Source organism: Pseudomonas sp. S37 (assembly GCF_016658545.1).
Taxonomy (GTDB): domain Bacteria; phylum Pseudomonadota; class Gammaproteobacteria; order Pseudomonadales; family Pseudomonadaceae; genus Aquipseudomonas.
Genome location: NZ_JACVZC010000008.1, coordinates 24,970 through 45,998, shown reverse-complemented (window position 1 = coordinate 45,998; position 21,029 = coordinate 24,970). Strand labels below are relative to the sequence as shown.

Annotated in this window: 22 protein-coding genes; 13 read left to right on the top strand and 9 right to left on the bottom strand. The window is 62.9% G+C overall.

Translation table 11 applies throughout. The features are described from left to right. Window positions 1-25: 25 nt before the first annotated feature. The 3 genes from IAE39_RS05210 to IAE39_RS05200 all read left to right on the top strand — a co-directional run bounded on the left by IAE39_RS05210 (window position 26) and on the right by IAE39_RS05200 (window position 2,857). Window positions 26-1,009: a FecCD family ABC transporter permease gene (locus IAE39_RS05210; RefSeq protein ID WP_201200052.1), complete on the top strand. Its 984-nt coding sequence runs from the start codon at window positions 26-28 to the stop codon at window positions 1,007-1,009. Then, the gene (locus IAE39_RS05205; protein WP_201199973.1) at window positions 1,009-1,776 is read left to right on the top strand and encodes a heme ABC transporter ATP-binding protein; all 768 of its coding nucleotides are present in this window, start codon (window positions 1,009-1,011) and stop codon (window positions 1,774-1,776) included. The genes IAE39_RS05210 and IAE39_RS05205 overlap by 1 nt, the downstream gene beginning before the upstream one ends. Before the next feature lie 196 nt (window positions 1,777-1,972). Beyond that, window positions 1,973-2,857 (top strand): ChaN family lipoprotein, encoded by an 885-nt coding sequence (locus IAE39_RS05200; protein WP_201199972.1) that lies wholly within the window; start codon window positions 1,973-1,975, stop codon window positions 2,855-2,857. A gap of 208 nt (window positions 2,858-3,065) precedes the next feature. On the opposite strand, the gene IAE39_RS05195 is transcribed toward IAE39_RS05200, so the two are convergent. Both IAE39_RS05195 and IAE39_RS05190 read right to left on the bottom strand, forming a co-directional pair. Further along, window positions 3,066-3,344, bottom strand: a complete 279-nt coding sequence (locus IAE39_RS05195) for a TfoX/Sxy family protein (protein WP_119371464.1) — start codon at window positions 3,342-3,344, stop codon at window positions 3,066-3,068. 240 nt (window positions 3,345-3,584) lie between these two features. Continuing rightward, window positions 3,585-5,147 (bottom strand): bifunctional aminoglycoside phosphotransferase/ATP-binding protein, encoded by a 1,563-nt coding sequence (locus tag IAE39_RS05190; protein ID WP_201199964.1) that lies wholly within the window; start codon window positions 5,145-5,147, stop codon window positions 3,585-3,587. A gap of 115 nt (window positions 5,148-5,262) precedes the next feature. On the opposite strand from IAE39_RS05190, the gene mrcB reads away from it, so the two are divergent. The 10 genes from mrcB to IAE39_RS05140 all read left to right on the top strand — a co-directional run bounded on the left by mrcB (window position 5,263) and on the right by IAE39_RS05140 (window position 15,974). Beyond that, a complete protein-coding gene (gene mrcB / locus IAE39_RS05185; protein ID WP_201199962.1) occupies window positions 5,263-7,584 on the top strand; it encodes a penicillin-binding protein 1B in 2,322 nt (773 codons plus the stop codon). Between the two features lie 15 nt (window positions 7,585-7,599). Continuing rightward, entirely contained in the window at window positions 7,600-8,403 is an 804-nt protein-coding gene (locus tag IAE39_RS05180; RefSeq protein ID WP_201199960.1) for a tetratricopeptide repeat protein, read from the top strand. Continuing rightward, window positions 8,403-8,735 (top strand): YqcC family protein, encoded by a 333-nt coding sequence (locus IAE39_RS05175; protein ID WP_201199958.1) that lies wholly within the window; start codon window positions 8,403-8,405, stop codon window positions 8,733-8,735. Before IAE39_RS05180 ends, IAE39_RS05175 begins: the two co-directional genes overlap by 1 nt. A gap of 408 nt (window positions 8,736-9,143) precedes the next feature. Then, window positions 9,144-10,868 (top strand): acetolactate synthase 3 large subunit, encoded by a 1,725-nt coding sequence (locus tag IAE39_RS05170; RefSeq protein WP_201199956.1) that lies wholly within the window; start codon window positions 9,144-9,146, stop codon window positions 10,866-10,868. A gap of 1 nt (window position 10,869) precedes the next feature. Further along, window positions 10,870-11,361 carry an acetolactate synthase small subunit gene (gene ilvN, locus IAE39_RS05165; protein ID WP_003250040.1) on the top strand — a complete coding sequence of 164 codons (492 nt, stop codon included), beginning with the start codon at window positions 10,870-10,872 and terminating at the stop codon, window positions 11,359-11,361. Window positions 11,362-11,416: 55 nt separating this feature from the next. Further along, the gene (gene ilvC, locus IAE39_RS05160) at window positions 11,417-12,433 is read left to right on the top strand and encodes a ketol-acid reductoisomerase (protein ID WP_167070086.1); all 1,017 of its coding nucleotides are present in this window, start codon (window positions 11,417-11,419) and stop codon (window positions 12,431-12,433) included. 150 nt (window positions 12,434-12,583) lie between these two features. Continuing rightward, window positions 12,584-13,435, top strand: coding sequence for a CDP-diacylglycerol--serine O-phosphatidyltransferase (pssA, locus tag IAE39_RS05155; protein ID WP_201199954.1), 852 nt, complete (start codon window positions 12,584-12,586; stop codon window positions 13,433-13,435). Between the two features lie 79 nt (window positions 13,436-13,514). After that, the gene (msrP, locus tag IAE39_RS05150) at window positions 13,515-14,528 is read left to right on the top strand and encodes a protein-methionine-sulfoxide reductase catalytic subunit MsrP (RefSeq protein ID WP_201199953.1); all 1,014 of its coding nucleotides are present in this window, start codon (window positions 13,515-13,517) and stop codon (window positions 14,526-14,528) included. After that, window positions 14,528-15,124 carry a protein-methionine-sulfoxide reductase heme-binding subunit MsrQ gene (gene msrQ / locus IAE39_RS05145; RefSeq protein WP_201199949.1) on the top strand — a complete coding sequence of 199 codons (597 nt, stop codon included), beginning with the start codon at window positions 14,528-14,530 and terminating at the stop codon, window positions 15,122-15,124. Before msrP ends, msrQ begins: the two co-directional genes overlap by 1 nt. 583 nt (window positions 15,125-15,707) lie before the next feature. Next, window positions 15,708-15,974, top strand: a complete 267-nt coding sequence (locus IAE39_RS05140) for a hypothetical protein (protein ID WP_201199947.1) — start codon at window positions 15,708-15,710, stop codon at window positions 15,972-15,974. Between the two features lie 199 nt (window positions 15,975-16,173). Here IAE39_RS05140 and madM read toward each other — a convergent pair whose 3' ends face one another. The 7 genes from madM to IAE39_RS05105 all read right to left on the bottom strand — a co-directional run bounded on the left by madM (window position 16,174) and on the right by IAE39_RS05105 (window position 21,028). Beyond that, window positions 16,174-16,938 carry a malonate transporter subunit MadM gene (madM, locus tag IAE39_RS05135; protein ID WP_201199945.1) on the bottom strand — a complete coding sequence of 255 codons (765 nt, stop codon included), beginning with the start codon at window positions 16,936-16,938 and terminating at the stop codon, window positions 16,174-16,176. A 2-nt stretch (window positions 16,939-16,940) separates the two neighbouring features. Then, complete coding sequence (madL, locus tag IAE39_RS05130) at window positions 16,941-17,363, bottom strand: malonate transporter subunit MadL (RefSeq protein WP_201199943.1); 423 nt, start codon at window positions 17,361-17,363, stop codon at window positions 16,941-16,943. 203 nt (window positions 17,364-17,566) lie between these two features. After that, the gene (gene mdcH, locus IAE39_RS05125; RefSeq protein ID WP_201199941.1) at window positions 17,567-18,487 is read right to left on the bottom strand and encodes a malonate decarboxylase subunit epsilon; all 921 of its coding nucleotides are present in this window, start codon (window positions 18,485-18,487) and stop codon (window positions 17,567-17,569) included. Continuing rightward, entirely contained in the window at window positions 18,484-19,098 is a 615-nt protein-coding gene (locus tag IAE39_RS05120) for a malonate decarboxylase holo-ACP synthase (protein WP_201199939.1), read from the bottom strand. The genes mdcH and IAE39_RS05120 overlap by 4 nt, the downstream gene beginning before the upstream one ends. A 1-nt stretch (window position 19,099) precedes the next feature. Continuing rightward, window positions 19,100-19,891 (bottom strand): biotin-independent malonate decarboxylase subunit gamma, encoded by a 792-nt coding sequence (gene mdcE, locus IAE39_RS05115; protein WP_201199937.1) that lies wholly within the window; start codon window positions 19,889-19,891, stop codon window positions 19,100-19,102. Further along, window positions 19,888-20,736 (bottom strand): biotin-independent malonate decarboxylase subunit beta, encoded by an 849-nt coding sequence (locus tag IAE39_RS05110; protein ID WP_201199936.1) that lies wholly within the window; start codon window positions 20,734-20,736, stop codon window positions 19,888-19,890. Before IAE39_RS05110 ends, mdcE begins: the two co-directional genes overlap by 4 nt. Continuing rightward, a complete protein-coding gene (locus tag IAE39_RS05105; protein ID WP_201199931.1) occupies window positions 20,729-21,028 on the bottom strand; it encodes a malonate decarboxylase subunit delta in 300 nt (99 codons plus the stop codon). Before IAE39_RS05105 ends, IAE39_RS05110 begins: the two co-directional genes overlap by 8 nt. Window position 21,029 lies beyond the last annotated feature (1 nt).

Below are 21,029 nucleotides of genomic sequence, written 5' to 3'. Positions count from 1 at the left end.
GTTCATTTGCCTGAGCCTGCTGTGCCTGTTGGCGGTGTGGCTGTCGCTGGCGCTGGGGCCGGTCAGCCTGCCGCTGTTCGATACCTTGCGCGCAGGGCTGCGCCTGTTGGGCTTGCCGGTCGCTGCCGACGGGCTGCAACAGGCCGAGATGATCCTTGGCCAGATCCGCCTGCCGCGCACCCTGTTGGGGCTGGCAGTGGGCGCGGTGCTGGCGCTGTCCGGGGTGGCCATGCAGGGGTTGTTCCGCAACCCGCTGGCCGACCCGGGGTTGGTCGGGGTGGCCGCGGGGGCAGCGATGGGGGCCGCGGTCGCGATCGTCGGCGGTGCCTGGTTCGGCGGCCTGCCGGAAGTTTTCGCACCTTACTTGCTGTCGTTCTGCGCGTTTGTTGGCGGGCTTGGCGTCACCGCGCTGGTCTACCGCCTTGGGCGTCGCGATGGGCAGACCAATGTCGCCACGATGCTGCTGGCTGGTGTGGCAATGACCGCGCTGGGTGGTGCGGCTGTAGGGCTGTTCTCCTACCTGGCCGATGACGCCACCCTGCGCACGCTCACTTTCTGGAACCTAGGTAGCCTCAATGGCGCCAGCTACGAGCGGCTATGGCCGTTGTTGCTGGTGGCTGCGGGGGTGGCAGTGTGGCTGCCGCGTCGGGCCAAGGCGCTGAATGCTTTGCTGCTGGGTGAGTCCGAGGCGCGCCACCTGGGCGTCGATGTCGAGCGGCTGAAGCGCGAACTGGTGTTTTGCACGGCGCTGGGTGTTGGCGCTGCGGTGGCAGCTGCCGGGCTGATCGGCTTCATTGGCCTGGTGGTACCGCACCTGGTGCGCTTGCTGGCCGGGCCTGATCACCGCGTGGTGCTGCCGGCCTCGCTGCTGGCCGGTGGCGTACTGATGCTGTTCGCTGACCTGGCAGCACGGCTGCTGTTGGCGCCCGCCGAACTGCCGATCGGTATCGTAACGGCCTTCATTGGTGCGCCGTTCTTTCTGTTCCTGCTGATGCGAGGGCGCAGCTGATGTTGCAAGTCGAGGGCCTGCACCTGCGGCGGGGCAACAATGAAGTGCTGCATGACATTCACCTGCAGTTGCACCCCGGGCAGGTGGTGGGTGTGCTCGGCCCCAACGGTGCGGGCAAAAGCAGCCTGCTGGGGGTGCTGTGCGGCGAACTGGCGGCGGACCGTGGCCAGGTGACGCTGCAGGGCCGGCCATTGGTGGATTGGGCCGGGCAGGAGCGGGCCAGGCGCCTGGCAGTGCTGCCGCAGGTGTCCAGCCTGGGCTTTTCGTTCAGGGTCGAGGAAGTGGTGGGTATGGGGCGTATGCCCCATGGCACCGGCCAGCGGCGCGATGCCGAAATTATCGAGGCAGCGTTGCAGGCGGCGGATGCCTGGCACCTGGTGGAGCGCAGTTACCTGGCGTTGTCCGGCGGCGAGCGGCAGCGGGTGCACCTGGCCCGGGTACTGGCGCAATTGTGGCCGGGGGAGGAGGGCACCACCTTGCTGCTCGATGAGCCGACCTCAATGCTCGACCCGCTGCACCAGCACACTACCCTGGAGGCTGTGCGCCGCTTTGCCGACCGTGGCGCTGCGGTGCTGGTGATCCTGCATGATCTGAACCTGGCGGCGCGCTACTGTGACCGTATCCTGTTGCTGGAGCAGGGGCGCTGCCATGCGTTTGCCGCGCCTGAAGCAGTGTTGACGCCGGCGGCGTTGAAGGCGGTGTACGGGATCGATGTGCTGGTGCAGCCGCACCCTGAACGGGGGCACCCGCTGATCATCACCCGCTGAGGGGCATACTGCGCGTTTTTGTGGGAATTGCCTTGCTTAAAATCGGAAAGCTGACGCGATCTCTGTGGGAGCGGGCTTGCCCGCGAACACCGGCAAAGCCGGTGCCATCCATTGCGTTGTCTGTTTCGCGGGCGCGCCCGCTCCCACAGGAAGCGGTGCAGGCCGGATAAATTGTGGATGACATGGAGTAACGCCAATGCGACACCCGCTGCTGTCCGGTTTTTCACTGTGTCTGCTGCTGGCTCTCGGTGGCTGCCAGGCCAGCCTGCCGCCGTTGCCTGCCTGGCAAAGCACTGAAGGGCGCACGCATGCCGAACTGGGGCACATCGTCGACCTCGCCAGCGGGCAGGTAATCAGCCCCGAACAGCTCGTGCAGCGACTGGCTGTCGCCCCTCGAGTGCTGGTAGGCGAAAAACACGACAACCCCGACCATCACGCACTGCAACTGTGGCTGCTGCGCGCCCTGCAAGGTCAGCGTACCCAGGGCAGCCTGTTGCTGGAGATGTTGCAACCCGAACAGCAGCCACTCGTGGACAAGGTTGCGGGGCAGCTTTTGCCGGCAGACTTGCCCAAGGCATTGGCCTGGCAGGAGGGCTGGGACTGGCAGCTGTACGGGCCGATCGTGCGGGAAGCCTTGCAGCAGCGGATATCTTTGCTGGCCGCCAACCTTGCACCTGGCGAAATGCGCCAGGCCTACCGACAGCCGGCTTCATTGAGCGGTGAAAGGTCCAATGCACCAGCGGTGAAGGCTGCCTTGCTGGAGCAGGTGCGTGCCGGGCATTGCGGGATGCTGCCAGAAAGCCAGTTACCGGCGATGCTGGCCGTGCAGCAGCAGCGTGACCGACGCATGGCCGAGCGCTTGCTGGCGGCGCCGCAACCGGCTCTGCTGTTTGCCGGGGCTTATCACGTACGCAAGGACCTTGGCGTGCCGTTGCACTTGAGTGATCTGGGGGCGCAGGGGCAGAGCAAGGTGCTGTTGCTGGCTGAAGTGGGTGAGCAGGTCGAGGCAGGGCAGGCGGATTACGTGTGGTACACGGCAGCGATGCCGGAGCAGGATTACTGCGCGCAGCTGCGGCAGTAGCGTTGCCTGCACTGGCTAAATCGCCGGCAGTACAAAACCTGCGGGCAAAAAAAGACCCGGCAAATTGCCGGGTCAATAACCGTGATTAGCCTGATGAGGAGATAATCTGAGAGTCCGAACCAGGGGCTCTTAGCTTATCCAACCAGTCTCGCGACCAGTTGTGATAATCATAACAATTCTCATTTAGCCGTCAATCCCCTTTTCACGATTATTTTGGATTTTTTTGCGAAGGGCTTTTTGCATCCAGTTGTTGGTTGAGTGCTTCTTTGCGTTCCAGCGGCAAGTCGTTCCAGTGCATGTCCAGCAGGGCACCTTCAATGGCATACAACAGCACCTTCGATGCACGGAACCCTCGTGTCTTCACGGCCTGGTACGCACCCACCGCGCCCAGGCGGCGCAGATCCGATGCACTGTGGATGCCGGCTGCATGCAGCCACTGCGCAGAGGTCTTGCCAAGGTTCTTCAGATGCTGCAATTCATCGTTCATCGAGCCTCCTTGCGATGGCTGAACGGGTCATTGGGAGATAAATCGCGAGCAGGTCAGAGAGGAGTGTAGCGGGGGTTGGGGAATACGCGGCTTTTTGCCATCTGTGGGGATGAGTTGTCCTGTTCTGGCCTCTTCGCGGGTAAACCCGCTCCTACAGGTACGCCACCGCTTTCAAGGGCAGTGGTGTACCTGTAGGAGCGGGTTTACCCGCGAAGAGGCCAGTGCAGGAGTACGCTGAGCTTACAGCCCCGGCAAACGCTGGCGAATCTGCTCGATCACCTGATCCATGCTGCCCGCCGCCTGGGTATCAACGCGGGTGCTCTGCACCAGCTCCTGCGCATCCAGCGCCTCACGGCTGGCCTGTTGCGCCTTGACCACCTCCAGGGTGGCATCCGACGGGTCGCTGTTCTCGGCCTGGCGCTGCTCCAGCCAGCTGGCGATTACCGCCTCCGGCGCATGGCAGTCGAGGATCAGGAACGGCACGCCAGTCTGGCTGGCGACGTCTGCCGCGGCCTGGCGCTGCTCGCGCTTGAGGTAGGTGGCATCCAGCACCACCGGGAAACCGGCACGCAGTACGGTTGCCGCCACTTCATGCAGGCGCTGGTAGGTCGCGGCGCTGGCGTCCTGGTCATAGATGCCTGCACTCAGCTGGCCGGCCTGGGCCTGCTGCTGTTCACCGAACAGGCGCTTGCGCTCCACGTCCGAACGCACGCGCACCGCACCCAGGGCCTCGACCATGCGCATGGCCACGTGGCTTTTGCCCACGGCCGAAACACCGTGGGTGATGGCCAGCAGGCGCGACGGGATGGCGCTGTAGCTTTCCGCCAGGTTGGCGTAGTTGCGGTAGGTGCGCAGGGTGGTGGCACGCTGCACGCCATCGGCGTCGGCCGGCATGCTGAACAGCGCGACCTTGGCCCGCACCAGGGCGCGGTAGGCCTTGTAGAAATTGAGCAGTTCCAGGCCTTCGTAGTCGCCGGTCAGTTCCAGGTACTGGCTGATGAACCGGCGGGCCAGGCACTTCAGGCCGCGGTCTTCCAGGTCCATGGCCAGGAAACCGGTATCGGCATACACGTCGGTCAGGCGGAACGGTTCGTTGAACTCGATGCAGTCGAAGATCACCACCTTGCCATCGATCAGGGTAGCGTTGCCCAGATGGATGTCACCGTGGCATTCACGGATAAAGCCATTGGCCTTGCGCTTTTCCAGCAGGCCATGCAGGCGCTCGAAGCTGCTGCGGGCCCAGGCCTGCAGGGCGTCGAGCTGCTGCAGGTCGGCCTTGTCGCTGAGGAACGGGCGAATCTGCTCGAAGTTCTGCTCCACCGGCGCCATCACGCTTTCAGGCGTGCCCAGCGGGTGCTCTACCGGCACGCGTGGGGCCTGCAGGTGGAATTCGGCGATCTGCCGGGCCATTTGGTCAATGTGCGTGGCGTTCAGCTCGCCATTGGCCTGCAGGGTGCTGAGCATCTGCCCCTGGGGGAACTGGCGCATCTTCAGCGCGTATTCGATGGCTTCGCCCTCACCGCCGAGCTGTGGCGCGTCGACGCTACCGGTGATCGGCAAAACGTCCAGGTACAGGCCTTCGGTCAGGCGCTGGTTCAGGCGCAATTCTTCGTTACAGAAATGCTGGCGCTGGTCCAGACCGGTGAAGTCGAGGAAGCCGAAGTTCATCGGCTTCTTGATCTTGTAAGCGTACTCGCCAGTGAGCAGGACCCAGGAGATATGCGTCTCGATGAGCTGGAACCCGTCCACGGGGTGGGGGTACAGGGCTGGGTTCTGCAACGCAGTAATAAGAGCTTGGCTCACGGCAAATCCTTCCGGGGGCAGGGAATTCGAATGCGCCATTATGGTCAATGGTGCCGTCCCTGCCTACCGCCGGGCCGTCTGCCCAGCCTTTATAAAGTGCGTATAATCCGCCGCCATGACCCGAACCCGAAATCCCCGTACCCCTCAGAAACGCCCGACCGGCCGCTCCCGCGCCTGGCTGGGCTGGGCTTTGAAGCTCAGCCTGGTAGGCCTGGTGATCGTCGCTGGTTTCGCGGTTTACCTCGATGCCGTCGTCCAGGAGAAGTTCTCTGGCAAGCGCTGGACCATCCCGGCCAAGGTGTATGCCCGGCCGCTGGAGCTGTTCACTGGCCAGAAACTGAGCAAAAGCGACTTCCTCACCGAGCTCGACGCGCTTGGCTATCGCCGTGAAAGCGCGGCCAACGGCCCAGGTGCGGCGTCGGTCAACGGCAATACCGTCGACCTCAACACCCGTGGCTTCCAGTTCTACGAGGGCATGGAGCCGGCGCAGTTCGTGCGCGTGCGCTTCTCTGGCGATTACGTGGCCGGCCTTTCCAGTGCCAACGGCAAGGCGCTCGACGTCGTGCGCCTGGAACCGCTGATGATCGGCGGCATCTACCCGAAAAACCTCGAAGACCGCATCCTGATCAAGATTGACCAGGTGCCCAAGTACCTGCTCGAAACCCTGGTGGCTACGGAAGACCGCGATTTTTACAGCCACTTCGGCGTGTCGCCCAAATCCATCGCCCGGGCCATGTGGGTGAACACCTCGTCCGGCTCGATGCGCCAGGGCGGCAGTACCCTGACCCAGCAGCTGGTGAAGAACTTCTACCTCACCAGTGAGCGTAGCCTCAGCCGCAAGCTCACCGAGGCGATGATGGCGATGCTGCTTGAGCTGCATTACGACAAGCGTGAAATTCTCGAGGCTTACCTCAACGAGGTGTTTGTCGGCCAGGACGGCCAACGTGCGGTGCATGGCTTCGGCCTGGCCAGCCAGTTCTTCTTCAGCCAGCCGCTGTCCGAACTGAAGCTGCACCAGGTCGCCCTTTTGGTGGGCATGGTCAAAGGCCCGTCCTACTACAACCCGCGGCGCTACCCCGACCGCGCCCTGGCTCGGCGCAACCTGGTGCTCGACCTGGTGGCCGAGCAGGGTGTGGCCAGCCAGGCCGAAGTTGACGCGGCGAAGAAGATGCCGCTGGGCGTGACCAAGCGCGGCAGCCTCGCCGACAGCTCGTTCCCGGCGTTCCTCGACCTGGTCAAACGTCAGCTGCGCCAGGACTACCGCGACGAAGACTTGACCGAAGAAGGCCTGCGCATCTTCACCAGCTTCGACCCGATTCTGCAAATGAAGGCCGAAACCTCGATGAGCGAGACCTTCAAGCGCCTGGCCGGTCGCAAAGGGGCTGACGAGGTGGAATCGGCAATGGTCGTGACCAACCCTGAAACCGGTGAGGTGCAGGCGCTGATCGGCAGCCGCCAGGCAGGCTTTGCCGGCTTCAACCGGGCCATCGATGCGGTGCGGCCAATTGGCTCGCTGGTCAAGCCGTCGGTCTACCTGACTGCCCTGGAGCAGCCGAGCAAGTTCACCCTGACCAGTTGGGTGCAGGACGAGCCATTCTCGGTCAAAGGTGCCGATGGCCAGGTCTGGCGCCCGCAAAACTACGACCGTCGCCCGCACGGCACCATTTACCTGTACCAGGGGCTGGCCAACTCCTACAACCTGTCGACCGCCAAGCTAGGCCTGGAAGTGGGCGTGCCGAATGTGCTCAAGACCATCGGCCGGCTGGGCGTGAACGTTGACTGGAAGCCGTTCCCGGCAATGCTGCTGGGTGCCGGAGGCATGTCGCCGATGCAGGTCGCGACCATGTACCAGACCATCGCCAACGGTGGCTTCAACACGCCGATGCGCGGTATTCGCAGCGTGCTGACGGCCGAGGGTGAGCCGCTCAAGCGCTACCCGTTCCAGATCCAGCAAACCTTCGACCCGGGTGCCATCTACCTGGTGCAGAACGCCATGCAGCGGGTAATGCGCGAAGGTACCGGGCGCTCGGTGTACAACACCCTGCCGCGCTCGCTGACCCTGGCGGGCAAGACCGGTACCAGTAACGACTCGCGCGACAGCTGGTTCTCCGGCTTCAGCCAGGACCTGCTGGCCGTGGTGTGGATGGGCCGCGACGATAACGGCAAGACGCCGTTCACCGGTGCCACCGGTGCCCTGCAGGTGTGGACCAGCTTCATGAAGAAGGCTGACCCGCTGCCGCTGGACATGCCACAACCCGACAACGTGGTGCAGGCCTGGATCGACCCCTACACTGGCCACGGGTCTGATGGCAGCTGTCCGGGAGCGGTGCAGATGCCGTATATTCGCGGCAGTGAACCGCCCGCTGGCGCGACCTGTGGCGGCGAGCAGAATCCCGCCGAATCGGTCATGGACTGGGTCAAGGGCTGGATGAATTAAGCACAGGCTGCATTGATGAGGTGTGATGTGAACAAGTGGCTGTTTCCTGCCGTGACGGCGCTGGTAGTGCTTCAGGGGTGCTCCAGCGTCCCGCGCGGCAATATCCCCGTGGTTGATTCGAGCACTCGCGTGTCCAACAGCGAGCGCGTGACGGCCAACCGCTCGGCGGGTGGCTACAACGCGGGCACTGCGCAAGCGCAAACGCTGCCTGAGGACTCCGGCGTCACCGTGATGATCCCGCAGGGCGCTGGCGCCTCGGGCATCCAGACGTTCCCGGCGGCCAATGGCGCAGCGCCGATCAGCACCTCGCCGATTACACCTGGCCCGATTACTGGCGGGCCGGTAACTTCGGCGCCGATGACTACCAATCCAAACCCGATCGCCGACGAACCGTTCGACATCGCCTCGATGAACAGTGCCCCGGCAGCCAGCAGTGCGCCAACCGGCATTCCGCGCAGCACCCCCGCTGCCGGTGGCCTGTCGGCCGACGAGCAGCTGGACGGCCCGGTGCTGGCACTGCTGACCACGGCCAAGACCCAGCAGGGCAGTGGCGACTTCAACGGCGCCGCTTCCAGCCTAGAGCGTGCCCAGCGCATTGCTCCGCGCGAACCGCAGGTGCTCTACCGCCTGGCCCAGGTGCGCCTGTCGCAAGGTGATGCGCCACAGGCCGAGCAGCTGGCGCGCCGTGCCCTGACCTACGCCAACGGCCGCCCGAGCCTGCAGGCCGAATTGTGGAACACCATCGCCCAGGCCCGGGAAAAACAGGGTGACAGTGCAGGTGCCGCACTGGCCCGGCAAAAGGCACGGGTCAATTCGTGATGATCGAGCAACGTATTCTGGATATCGCCGACCACCTGCTGCTGATCGAGCGTGAACTGAAGGTGCAAGGCTGGTGGGATGATGAGCCGCCGAGCGACGAGGCGCTGGCCAGTACCATCCCGTTCGCCGTCGATACCCTGCGTTTCGAGCAGTGGCTGCAATGGATCTTCCTGCAACGCATGAAGATCATCATCGAGCTCGGCCAGCCGCTGCCCAACGCCTCCAGCATCCTGGTCATGGCCGAAACGGTGTTTGTCGACCGACCGGAGCAAAGTCGTGAGTTGCGCCGCCTGTTGGCAGCTTTTGACCAATTGATCGCTCCTTCCGCCTGATTTCTTCAGTTTTTCCTTCAAGGGCCGCAGATTGTGGCCCTTTTTTGTGGAAATCTTATTAATTCTGCTGCTGAAGCGATTTTTAGTGGTGGCAGGAATTCATCTTGGGGAAAAATTGGCAATAATTTTTCTTGACTTGTAGCCGCCAAATCACAAGAATCCAACTTCCGCTGTAGAGGGACTGCCAGAAGCAGACCCGCTAAGCAGATCATGAGGCGCACACCCGCGCCGACCTGTTACACCCCGCAACGCGTTACCTCGCGCTGGGTGGGAAAACCCCGCAACACTCTGGGGTGCTCCCAATACTTGCTCAGTCAGTGCTGACGTTCGCTCATGCTCTGCTTGGCAGTAAACCTATTAAGACCCGTCCAGTGAGGACGGTATTCTGGCGTTTTAGAGGTGAACAACGTGGAGCTTTTATCCGGCGGTGAGATGATCGTCCGCTTCTTGCGTGACGAAGGCGTCAAGCATATCTACGGGTACCCTGGTGGTGCTCTCCTGCATGTATACGACGCGCTGTTCAAAGAGCCGGAAGTGGAACACATCCTGGTTCGCCACGAGCAGGCGGCAACCCATATGGCTGACGGCTACGCCCGCGCCACCGGCAAGGCCGGTGTGGTGCTGGTAACCTCCGGGCCGGGCGCGACCAATGCCATTACCGGCATTGCCACCGCCTACATGGACTCGATTCCGATGGTCATCCTGTCCGGCCAGGTGCCTAGCACCATGGTAGGTACCGATGCCTTCCAGGAAACCGACATGATCGGTATCTCGCGGCCGATCGTGAAGCACAGCTTCATGATCAAGAACCCGACCGAGATCCCTGAAGTTCTGAAAAAAGCGTTCTACCTGGCGCAATCCGGTCGCCCAGGTCCAGTCGTGGTCGACATTCCAAAAGACATGACCAACCCGGCTGAGAAGTTCGAATACGTCTACCCGAAAAAGGTCAAGCTGCGCTCCTACAGCCCGGCGGTCCGTGGCCACTCCGGCCAGATCCGCAAGGCTGCCGAGATGCTGCTCGCGGCCAAGCGCCCGATCGTCTACGCCGGTGGCGGCGTGATCCTGGGCGGTGGCTCCGAAGCCCTGACTGAAATCGCCAAGTCGCTGAACCTGCCAGTCACCAACACCCTGATGGGTCTGGGTGGCTTCCCGGGTACCGATCGCCAGTTCCTCGGCATGCTCGGCATGCACGGCAGCTACACCGCCAACATGGCCATGCACAATGCCGACGTGATCTTCGCCGTCGGTGCGCGTTTCGACGACCGCGTGGTCAATGGCCCGGCCAAGTTCTGCCCGAACGCCAAGATCATTCATGTCGATATCGACCCGGCGTCGATCTCGAAGATGATCAAGGCCGACGTGCCAATCGTTGGCCCGGTCGACAGCGTGCTCAGCGAAATGCTCGGCATCCTCAAGGAAATCGGCGAGCAGCCTGACAAGGCGGCGCTGGATGGCTGGTGGAAGCAGATCGACGAATGGCGTGGCAATGGCGAGCTGTTCCCTTACGACAAGGGCGATGGCAACGTCATCAAGCCGCAAAAAGTCATCGAGACCCTGTGCGAAGTGACCAATGGCGATGCCTTCGTCACCTCCGACGTTGGCCAGCACCAGATGTTCGCGGCGCAGTACTACCGCTTCAACAAGCCTAACCGCTGGATCAACTCCGGTGGCCTGGGCACCATGGGCTTCGGCTTCCCGGCGGCGATGGGCGTCAAGCTCAGCTTCCCGGACCAGGACGTTGCCTGTGTGACCGGTGAAGGCAGCATCCAGATGAACATCCAGGAGCTGTCCACCTGCATGCAGTACGGTCTGCCGGTGAAGATCGTCAACCTGAACAACGGTGTGTTGGGCATGGTCCGCCAATGGCAGGACATGGCCTACAACGGTCGTCACTCGCACTCGTACGTCGAGTCGCTGCCTGACTTCATCAAGCTGGCCGAGGCCTATGGCCATGTGGGTATCCGCATCACCAGCCTGAAGGACCTCAAGCCGAAGCTGGAAGAAGCGTTTGCGATGAAGGACCGCCTGGTGTTCATCGACATCGCGGTTGACCGCAGTGAGCACGTCTATCCGATGCAGATCAAGGATGGCTCGATGCGTGACATGTGGCTGAGCAAGACGGAGCGTACCTGATATGCGGCATATCATTTCCCTGCTGCTGGAAAACGAACCCGGTGCTCTGTCCCGTGTGGTCGGCCTGTTCTCCCAGCGCAACTACAACATTGAAAGCCTGACCGTGGCGCCGACCGAAGACCCGACCCTGTCGCGTCTGACGCTGACCACCGTTGGCCATGACGAAGTGATCGAACAGATCACCAAGAACCTGAACAAGCTGGTCGAAGTGGTCAAGCTTGTCGACCTGTCGGAAAGCGCTCACATCGAGCGTGAACTGATGCTGGTCAAGGTCAAGGCCACCGGTGCGCAGCGCGCCGAGATCAAGCGCACCACGGATATCTTCCGTGGCCAGATCGTCGATGTGACTGCCAGCGTGTACACCGTACAGCTGAGCGGTACCAGCGACAAACTGGACAGCTTCATCCAGGCCATCGGCACCGCATCGATTCTCGAAACCGTGCGCAGCGGCGTTACCGGCATTGCCCGTGGCGACAAAGTGCTCAGCATCTAAATTCAAAAATTAGCGATGGCTCCGCAGGGGCCGAGATATAACCAGGGGTATTTTCATGAAAGTTTTCTACGATAAAGACTGCGACCTTTCCATCATCCAGGGCAAGAAAGTCGCCATCATCGGTTACGGTTCCCAGGGCCATGCCCAGGCGTGCAACCTGAAAGACTCCGGTGTAGACGTTACCGTCGGTCTGCGTAAAGGTTCGGCTACCGTTGCCAAGGCTGAAGCCCACGGCCTGAAAGTTGCTGACGTTGCTACCGCTGTCGCTGCGGCTGACCTGGTGATGATCCTGACCCCGGACGAGTTCCAGGGCGCTCTGTACAAGAACGAAATCGAGCCGAACATCAAGAAGGGCGCTACCCTGGCCTTCTCCCACGGTTTCTCGATCCACTACAACCAGGTTGTACCGCGTGCCGACCTCGACGTGATCATGATCGCGCCGAAAGCCCCGGGCCACACCGTTCGCTCCGAGTTCGTCAAAGGCGGCGGTATCCCTGACCTGATCGCTATCTACCAGGACGCTTCGGGCAACGCCAAGAACGTTGCGCTGTCCTACGCTGCTGGCGTGGGTGGCGGCCGTACCGGCATCATCGAAACCACCTTCAAGGACGAGACCGAAACCGACCTGTTCGGCGAGCAAGCCGTTCTGTGCGGCGGTACCGTCGAGCTGGTCAAAGCCGGTTTCGAAACCCTGGTTGAAGCTGGCTACGCGCCAGAAATGGCCTACTTCGAATGCCTGCACGAGCTGAAGCTGATCGTTGACCTCATGTACGAAGGCGGCATCGCCAACATGAACTACTCGATCTCCAACAACGCCGAGTACGGTGAGTACGTCACTGGTCCGGAAGTCATCAACGAAGAATCCCGCAAGGCCATGCGCAACGCTCTGAAGCGCATTCAGGACGGCGAATACGCGAAGATGTTCATCTCCGAAGGCGCTACCAACTACCCATCGATGACCGCCAAGCGTCGTAACAACGCTTCGCACGGCATCGAGATCATCGGTGAGCAACTGCGCTCGATGATGCCTTGGATCTCGGCGAACAAGATCGTCGACAAGTCCAAGAACTAAGTAACATCGCAACATGAAAAACGCGGCTTCGGCCGCGTTTTTTCGTTCTGGCAGTCTGCTTCTGGTATAAAGCAGACCAGTGGCCCGCCGTCAGAACCTGTTTCGTGGGCCCGTGTCGAACATTTTCCATCCTGTTGCAAGGTACCCTCCATGAGCGAACGTCCCGAAGAGCCGAACAAGCCCTCCGACGCCGAAAGCCTGCTACCGATCGATGAACACGTTGAAGAAGGGCATGACGCTGAAGGCCGCAAGGTACGCCACCGCGGCATCTACCTGCTGCCCAACCTGTTCACCACCGCCAACCTGTTTGCCGGCTTTTATTCCATCATCAGTTCGATGAGCGCACAAAGCGCCCTGAGCGCGGGTGACCCGCGCGAGGCGAGCAAGTATTTCGCCTTTGCCGCCATTGCCATCTTCGTGGCCATGGTGCTCGACGGCCTGGACGGCCGTGTTGCGCGTATGACCAATACCCAGAGCGCCTTCGGTGCCGAGTATGACTCGCTGTCGGACATGGTCGCCTTCGGCGTGGCCCCGGCCTTGCTGGCCTTCGGCTGGGCGCTGGGTGACATGGGCAAGGTCGGCTGGATGGTCGCCTTCATCTATGTGGCTGGTGCGGCGCTGCGTCTGGCGCGCTTCAACACCCAGGTCGGCACCGCCGACAAGCGTTACTTCATTGGCCTGGCCAGCCCGGCTGCCGCCGGTGTGGTGGCGGGGACCGTCTGGGCGTTCAGCGACTACGGCATCCAGGGTTCCAAGCTGTCGTTCCTGGTCGCGCTGCTGGTGGCTGCTGCCGGCATGCTGATGGTCAGCAACATCAAGTACAACAGCTTCAAGGAGCTGGACCTGAAGGGCCGCGTGCCATTCGTGGCGATTCTGGCCGTGGTGCTGGTGTTTGCCGTGGTGTTCAGCGACCCGCCGCGCATCCTGCTGCTGATCTTCCTCGCCTACGCGGCATCGGGGCCGATCCAGTTCCTGCTCAAGGCACGCCGGCGTAAAGCGTGAAAATCGCTTAACGCTGGAATAACCTTCCGGCTCCATAGTCTTACTGGTACATCCGTTATCCAGTGCTGTGGAGCCGCCCATGCTCATCAAGCTTCCCCGGTCATCCGAGTGCAAGGCATCGGAGATCACCCCCGAAGGCATCTACCTTTCCCGTCGTACCCTGTTGGGTGGCTCGCTGGCCGGTTTGGCCCTGGGCGCATTGCCAGGTATTGGGCATGCGGCCGAAGCCAGCCGTTACGCCGATGTCGAGCCGGGCAAGGCACCTGGCTGGTTCAGCGAAAAGCTCGCGGCCGCGCAATGGCAGGCAGTAACGGTCAAAGGTGAAGCGGTCACCCCGTTCAAGGATGCCACCCACTACAACAACTTCTATGAGTTCGGGCCCGACAAGGGCGACCCGGCGGCCAATGGTGGCAGCCTGAAGACCGAACCGTGGTCGATAGTGGTGGATGGTGAAGTCGGCAAGCCCGGGCGCTATGCGCTGGAAGACTTTGTCAAACCCTACCAGCTTGAAGAGCGCATCTATCGGCTGCGTTGCGTAGAGGCGTGGTCGATGGTCATTCCGTGGCTGGGGTTCCCCTTGGCACAAGTGCTCAAGCAGGTCGAGCCGACTTCCAAGGCACGCTACGTGCGCTTCGAGACATTGAAGGACCCGGAACACATGCCGGGGCAACGCTCGGGCTTCGCCCTGATCGACTGGCCATATAGAGAAGGCTTGCGTCTGGATGAGGCGATGCATCCTTTGGCCATTCTGGCCGTTGGCATGTATGGGCGGGAGTTGGCCAACCAGAACGGTGCGCCACTGCGCTTGGTGGTGCCATGGAAGTACGGCTTCAAGAGTATCAAGTCGATCGTGCGTATCAGCCTGGTGGCAGAGCGGCCGGCTACTACCTGGGAAGGGTTGGCGCCGGATGAGTATGGCTTCTATGCCAACGTGAACCCGACTGTAGATCACCCGCGTTGGAGTCAGGCGCGTGAGCGGCGTTTGCCTAGCGGGTTGTTCAGCCCGAACGTGCGGGAAACGCAGATGTTCAATGGCTACGCCGATGAAGTGGCGTCGCTGTATGCCGGGCTTGATCTGCGGAAGAACTATTGATGCGCTATCCCTGGTTTCGCCTGGCGATTTTTGTGGTGGGGTGCCTGTTCCCCGCGTGGTGGTTGTACGAGGCTGCGATGAATCTGTTGGGGCCTGATCCCGGGAAGATCATGATGGATCGCCTGGGGCTTGGGGCGCTGACCTTCCTGCTGGTGACCTTGGGTATGACACCGCTGCAGAAGCTGACGGGATGGTCGGGCTGGATTGTGGTGCGTCGGCAGCTGGGGTTGTGGGTGTTTGCCTATATTGTGCTGCACATTCTGGCTTACCTGTTCTTTATCCTGGGCCTGGATTGGGGGCAGTTGGCGGTGGAGTTGCGCAAGCGGCCCTACATTATTGTCGGGGCGCTGGGGTTTCTTGGGTTGCTGGCGTTGGCGGTTACCTCGAACCGGTATAGCCAGCGGCGGCTTGGAGCGCGGTGGAAGAAGCTGCACAGGTTGGTGTATGCGGTGTTGGGGTTGGGGTTGCTGCATTTTTTGTGGATCGTGCGCTCGGATCTGCGGGAGTGGGCAATTTATGCCTTCATTGGTGTTGTGTTGATGGGGTTGAGGATTCCGGCGGTTTCGCGGGGGTTGGCTGGATTGGTCAGGAGGTAGGGGCGTAGTTGTAGTGGGGCTCAGGTTGGGCAAAGGGCCTGTCTATAGATAGTGGTGGGGTTGGGAGGTGTCCGCCGCAACACATTCAGTGCCTGTGAGGTCGAGCGCCGGAGGTGTTCGCCACAACACATGCAGCGCCTATGAGATCGAGCGCCGCCCGGGCGGCGCTCGATCTCATAGGCGCCGAAAATGTGGTGCCGACACATGGCTGCCCTGACCCAATACCCCGCCCTGCGCCCCACAGCCGACAAACCCATCGCCTGTCAGACATTTCTGAACATGAAACCAAATGCTTCAGAATTAACCCGCTTAGGAATTATCCTACGCGCGCTGCCGAACTATCGCTGTTGTCGGGAAATCACCCCAAGGATAACGTTTCCGGGTCGCTTCGGTGACCGGGCATGAGAACCCGATAGATAAGCTAGCAGCACCTTGATGGTGGCCGTACGTGGGCGGGCTTTCGCCTGGCCGGGTCTTTGCTAGCTTCTTCTCGGCTTTCTCACACCCGCGTACGGCTGCCACCCTCAATCCATGAGAAAGATTCTGGTGGTAGTTCCATTCTTCTAGAAGCTGGAATTACATAATGAAAAAGCTCGTACCCGCCCCACCCGCAAAGCTTGCGCCCCGCCCCTTCTACACCATCAACCAGGACATGCCCTCGGTTGACGCCCTGATCCACGCCCTCCAGTTAATGTCCGGGATCGAAGACACGCTGGACGAATACATCTGCGCCAACGCTGGTGAGCCCGGCATCAACATGCTGGTCAATGCGGTGCATCATGTGCAGATGACCAAGGCCCTCACAGAGTTGCTGTTCCACCGGCAGACCGGGGATATCACCTGGCATTGATGTGGCGTCGAGCGACCTCATCGCCGGCAAGCCAGCGCCCACAGGTACTGCACATGACTTGAAGTCGGCGCGGTCGATGTGGGAGCGGGCTTGCCCGCGAAGCAGGCGCCGCGGTGGTTGGCACCGGCTAGGCCGGTGTTCGCGGCTAAAGCCGCTCCTACAACGATCTGGGCAGGACTTCCAGGTTTTGCGTTTGCTGTCAGCCAACCAGGCCGCGTACGCAGAAGTACAGAATCGATGGCCCCATCAGGCACCCCAACCCGGTATGGAAGGTTGCCGTGAGTGCCCCATAAGGCACCAGCCGCCGATCCGTCGCGGCCAATCCGGCCGTCACCCCCGACACCGTCCCTGCCAAACCACCGAACACCATCGCCGATCGCGGGTTGTCCAGCGCCAGCAGCCGCGCCGACACCGGGGTAAACACCATTACCAGGATCGCCTTGATCAGCCCGGTGGCAATCGACAGGGCCATCACGTCCGAGCTGGCACCCAGCGCCGCCCCGGTCACCGGCCCGACGATATAGGTCACCGCGCCCGCGCCGATGGTGGTCATGCTTACCGCATCGCGGTAACCGAAGGCATAAGCCACCGCCGCACCAACAATGAACGGCAGCACCGTGCCCAGCAGCAACGCCACTGCGCCGATCATGCCGGCCCGACGCGCTTCGGTGGCCTGCACCTCGAAAGCCGTGGCGACGATGGCGAAGTCGCGCAGCATGGCCCCGCCCATCAGGCCGATACCAGAGAACAGCGCCATGTCGGCCAGGCCTTTCTGGCCACCGGTAAGGGTGCCGCCGACCCAGGCCAGCACCAGGCCGATGACGATGGCGATGGCCGAGCCGTGCACGCGGCCGAAGGTCAGGTACTTCGACAGCAGCACCGACAACCACATGATCCCGCCGACTACCGCAAAGGCGGTGATCAGGCCGTTGTGTTCCAGGGCATTGTCAATAAGTGGCCACATGTTCAACGCCCTCCTGCAGGGGCAACCTGCGCACTGGCTTCAGGGGTGGGTTCAAGGGCAGGCAAAGGCTCGCCGCGATGGCTGCGGCTGATCAGGGCGATGGTCACACCGCACACCAGCACCGCGCCTATCGCCGCCAGCAGCGCCACTGGCCCGCCGTGCAGGGCGGTGACGACGTTCTGCTGGGCGGCCATGGCCACCACCACCGGAATGTACATGGCGCCCCAGAAGCCCACGCCGAATTCGCATTCCTTGCTCATGCCGCCGTTGCGGTGCATGTACAGGCGTGCACAGATCAGCAGGATCATGGCAATGCCCACCCCGCCCACGTTGGATTTGACGCCCAGCAGCACGCCCAGGAAGTCGCCGACGATTACGCCGGCAAGCGTGCAGACCGCCAGCAGTGCCACACCATAGATGATCATTGTTGTTGTCCTCAGGTAGTGTCGAAGTTGCTTGTTGTTGTTCTTCGCCATCAGTAAACCTGCGAGTACCGCGCTGGCTTCATTCGCGGGTGAACCCGCTCCCACAGGAATCACACAGGACTCGAGGTATGTGCACTACCTGTGGGAGCGGGTTCACCCGCGAACACGGGCACAGCCCGTGCCATCCATCGCGATACCAGCCATCATCGCCGGTCAGCCACCTCCTGGCGCAGCAGCGCGTCCAGGCTGTCCCAACGGGTACCCTCCACCGCCACCACCCTGCCCTGTTCGAACACCGGCCGGGCCAGGCCACTGAGCACGCTGCCCGGCGGCATTTCCAGGTGCAGGCGCACCCCGCGTTCATAGGCGTTGCGCAAGGTCGCACGCCAATCCACCACCCGCGCCATGTTGCCGGCCAGGTCGTCGCGCAGGCGCTGCGGGTCGAAGATCGGGCGTGCGCTGGTGCCACTGAGGTACGTGATACAGGGCCGTTGCAGTTCTACCTCGCCAAACGCGCTGGCCAACGCCGCTGCCGGGCCATCGAGCAGCGGGCAATGCGACGGCACGCTGACCGCCAGGCGCCGCGCTACACCGCGGCCCAGGCTGCGCGCCCTGGCCGCGACTGCAGCCATCGCCGCATCGCTACCAGCAATGACAATCTGGTTGTCGCTGTTGAGGTTGGCGACATACACCTCGCCGCCCACCTCACCCAGCAAGCGCTCGACACTGGCCAGGTCCAGGCCGCTGAGTGCAGTCATGCCATACCCTTGCGGCCAGGCGCGCTGCATCAGCTCGCCACGCAGTGCCACCAGGCGCACGGCGTCGGCAAAAGCCAGGGCGCCGGCCACCACCGCAGCCGGGTAGGCCCCGATCGACAAGCCCGCCACGTAGTCCGGCGCAGGGCTGCGCTGCATCAGCCAGCGCGCCCAGGCCACGCCGCTCAGCAGCAGGCACAACTGCACGGCGCGGGTAGCTTGCAAGGCTTGCTGGCTGTCCAGCACCGAAGCTTGTTGGCCGAGCACATCACTCGCCTCTTCCAGCAACTGCGCACTCCCCTGCGGCAGGCACTGAAGCATGCCGACCTGCTGGGCGCCTTGACCGGGGAAGGCGAACAGGCTGCTCATGCTGCACGCCCCAAGGTTGCCCACGGGTCGCCGACCAGGTGCGGCCCATGGGCCGACTTGAGCAGCACCCGCCGGGCGAAACCGGCCCACTCACGCAGGGCGACAGCACCTTCAGGGGTTTCCAACTGCACATCAATACGGCATGGCGCACAGTCGAGGATATCCAGCAGCTCCCGCGCCTGCGCGCGGGCCAGCGGTTGTGGCGTGCGCAACAGCAAGTCCAGGTCGCTGCCGGCGTGGAGCACCTCGATGCCGGTAGCAATCTGGTAGCCCACGCCACCGGTCGGTCCCCAGGCCAGGCCGCTGGCATTCAGCACCGGGGCAACCGAGGCCAAGGCCTGCAATGCAAGCCAAGGGCTTTGCGTTTGCCAGCGCAGCGTTTCAGGGCCTTGCTGGCGCTGGATATCGGCAACCCGCATGCATGCACCCAGGCGCTGCGCCCGGCCCTGGCCACGCACCCCCACCGCCACCCAGGCGGCCTCGCACAGGGCACGGCGCACTACCACCGGCTGGCCGCTGGCCAATACGTCCCGCGCCCACTGCGGCGCCTCGGCGGGCAAGGCCGACACGGGCATCCCCCACAGCAGGTCGTGCGGCCGTGGCGCGTTCATCTCAAGCGCCCTGCCACTGGCGGCGCAGCTGTTCGCGTACCTGCCGCGAAGCGCTACGGTGTTCACCGGCCAAGCGCGACGAGAGGTCGGTCGAATTGCCGATATCACGCACGGCGTCGGCCAGGCAGGCACGTACCTGGGCGATGTCAGCGCTGCCTGGCGCCTCGGCATTGCCCACCGTCAACCGGCGCCACAGCAAGCCCAGCGAGGCATAGCTGGCCAGGTCATAGGCCATCGGCGGCACTTCGGCGGCCAGGGCTTCCAGTTGCTCGACACTGCGCAGGGTAATGCGCGCCGCTGCCGCCTTGCCCATGGCGTGCACCATCACCCCGGCATCGTCCAGGGCTATCAGCCGCTGGGCCTGGTAGCCGTGGGCCAGGAAGGCGCCGGACATGGCTTTGCCGACCAGCAGGCCGATCACCGGGTGCCCGGCCAAGCGAGCCTGGGCATAAGCCTGCACGGCGCCAGCCAAGGCCTGATGAATACCCAAGGCTTCTTCTCGGCGGCCATAAGCCTGGCTGGGCACGTCGATGACCGCGACAATCGCACGCTTCTGGCCATTGCGGTCTGCCTCTACCGCATCACTTACGGCCTTGGCCAACCCCCAGCCTTCCAGCAGGCCGACTTCCCCCGAACGCGCCCGGGGGAACGGGTTGTCGGCATCCGGTACCACGGCAATGAAGCGCGCCAGGCGGTTGTCCAGTTCGCCGTCCATGACCTGTAACGATGCGGGGTAGCCCGGCAAGGCTTGCCCGCCGGCCAGGCCCGGCAGCCAGTTCAAGGCACGGTTCATTTGGCTTCTCCTTGGTAAAGGTCACGCACAGCGGCGGCGTCCAGTGGCGGGCAGTCGGCCCCCAACCGGGCCAGGCGTTCGAGGAACCAGGCGTGCTGGCTGGCGCGGTCTGTGGAAGGCGTGTCGAGCAGTTGCAACAAGCGTTCGCGCAGGGCATCGGTATCGTCGGCCACATAGCCATCGACCAGCCCACTGGCATGGCGTTGTTCGCCGCCGCTCAGGCTCCAGATGAAGGGGCGGTCCTTGGCGTCGTACTCGGCAATACCGGCTTCCTGTTCGATCACTTGTGGCCCGTTGAGGCCCAGGCGTGCTTCACGGGTGACCAGCAGGTGGCTGCACAGCCCTGCGGCGATGGACATGCCACCAAAGCAACCGACCGAGCCGGCAATCAGCCCGATCACCGGCTGCCAGCTGCGCAGCTCGACAATCGCCGCCTGGATTTCGGCAATCGCCGCCAGGCCCAGGTTGGCCTCCTGCAAACGCACACCACCGGTTTCCAACAGCAACACGGCACACGTGGGGATGCCGTTGCGGTTGTCTTCAATGGCCAGTTCCAGGGCACCGGCAATTTTGGCGCCGCCCACTTCGCCCATGCTGCCGCCCTGAAAACCGCCTTCAATGGCGGCGACCACGGCGTTGCGCCCGTTCAGCAGGCCCTTGGCGATGACCACGCCGTCATCGGCCTGGGGCACGATGCCCTGGCGTGGCAGCCACGGCGACATCAGGCGGTCGAAGGGGCCGAGCAGTTCGCGGAAGCTGCCAGGGTCGAGCATGGCGCGGGCGCGCTGGCGGGCGCCCAGTTCGACAAAGCTGCGGCTGCGCAGCAAGCGTGCGGTGTCAGTCATGGGCGATCTCCTCGAAGCCTTGCTCCAGTCGCAGGCGCACCACGCCAGGGGTGGCGCCAAAGTCATGGATGTCGATGTTCACCGCCGGCCAGGCACGGCCTTCGAACAGGCGCTGGAACAGTTGTGCCCAGCGCGCGGCACTGCCGTTGACCGAGGTCACCACCTGAATTTGCAGGCTGCCGGCAGTGCCAGGTTCGATCAGCACTTCGAGGTCGCCGGAGCTGACGCAGCCCACCAGCGTGCGGCCACGACCCGGCTCGGCGGCGGGGTAATTGAAGGTCAGGGTTTCCATG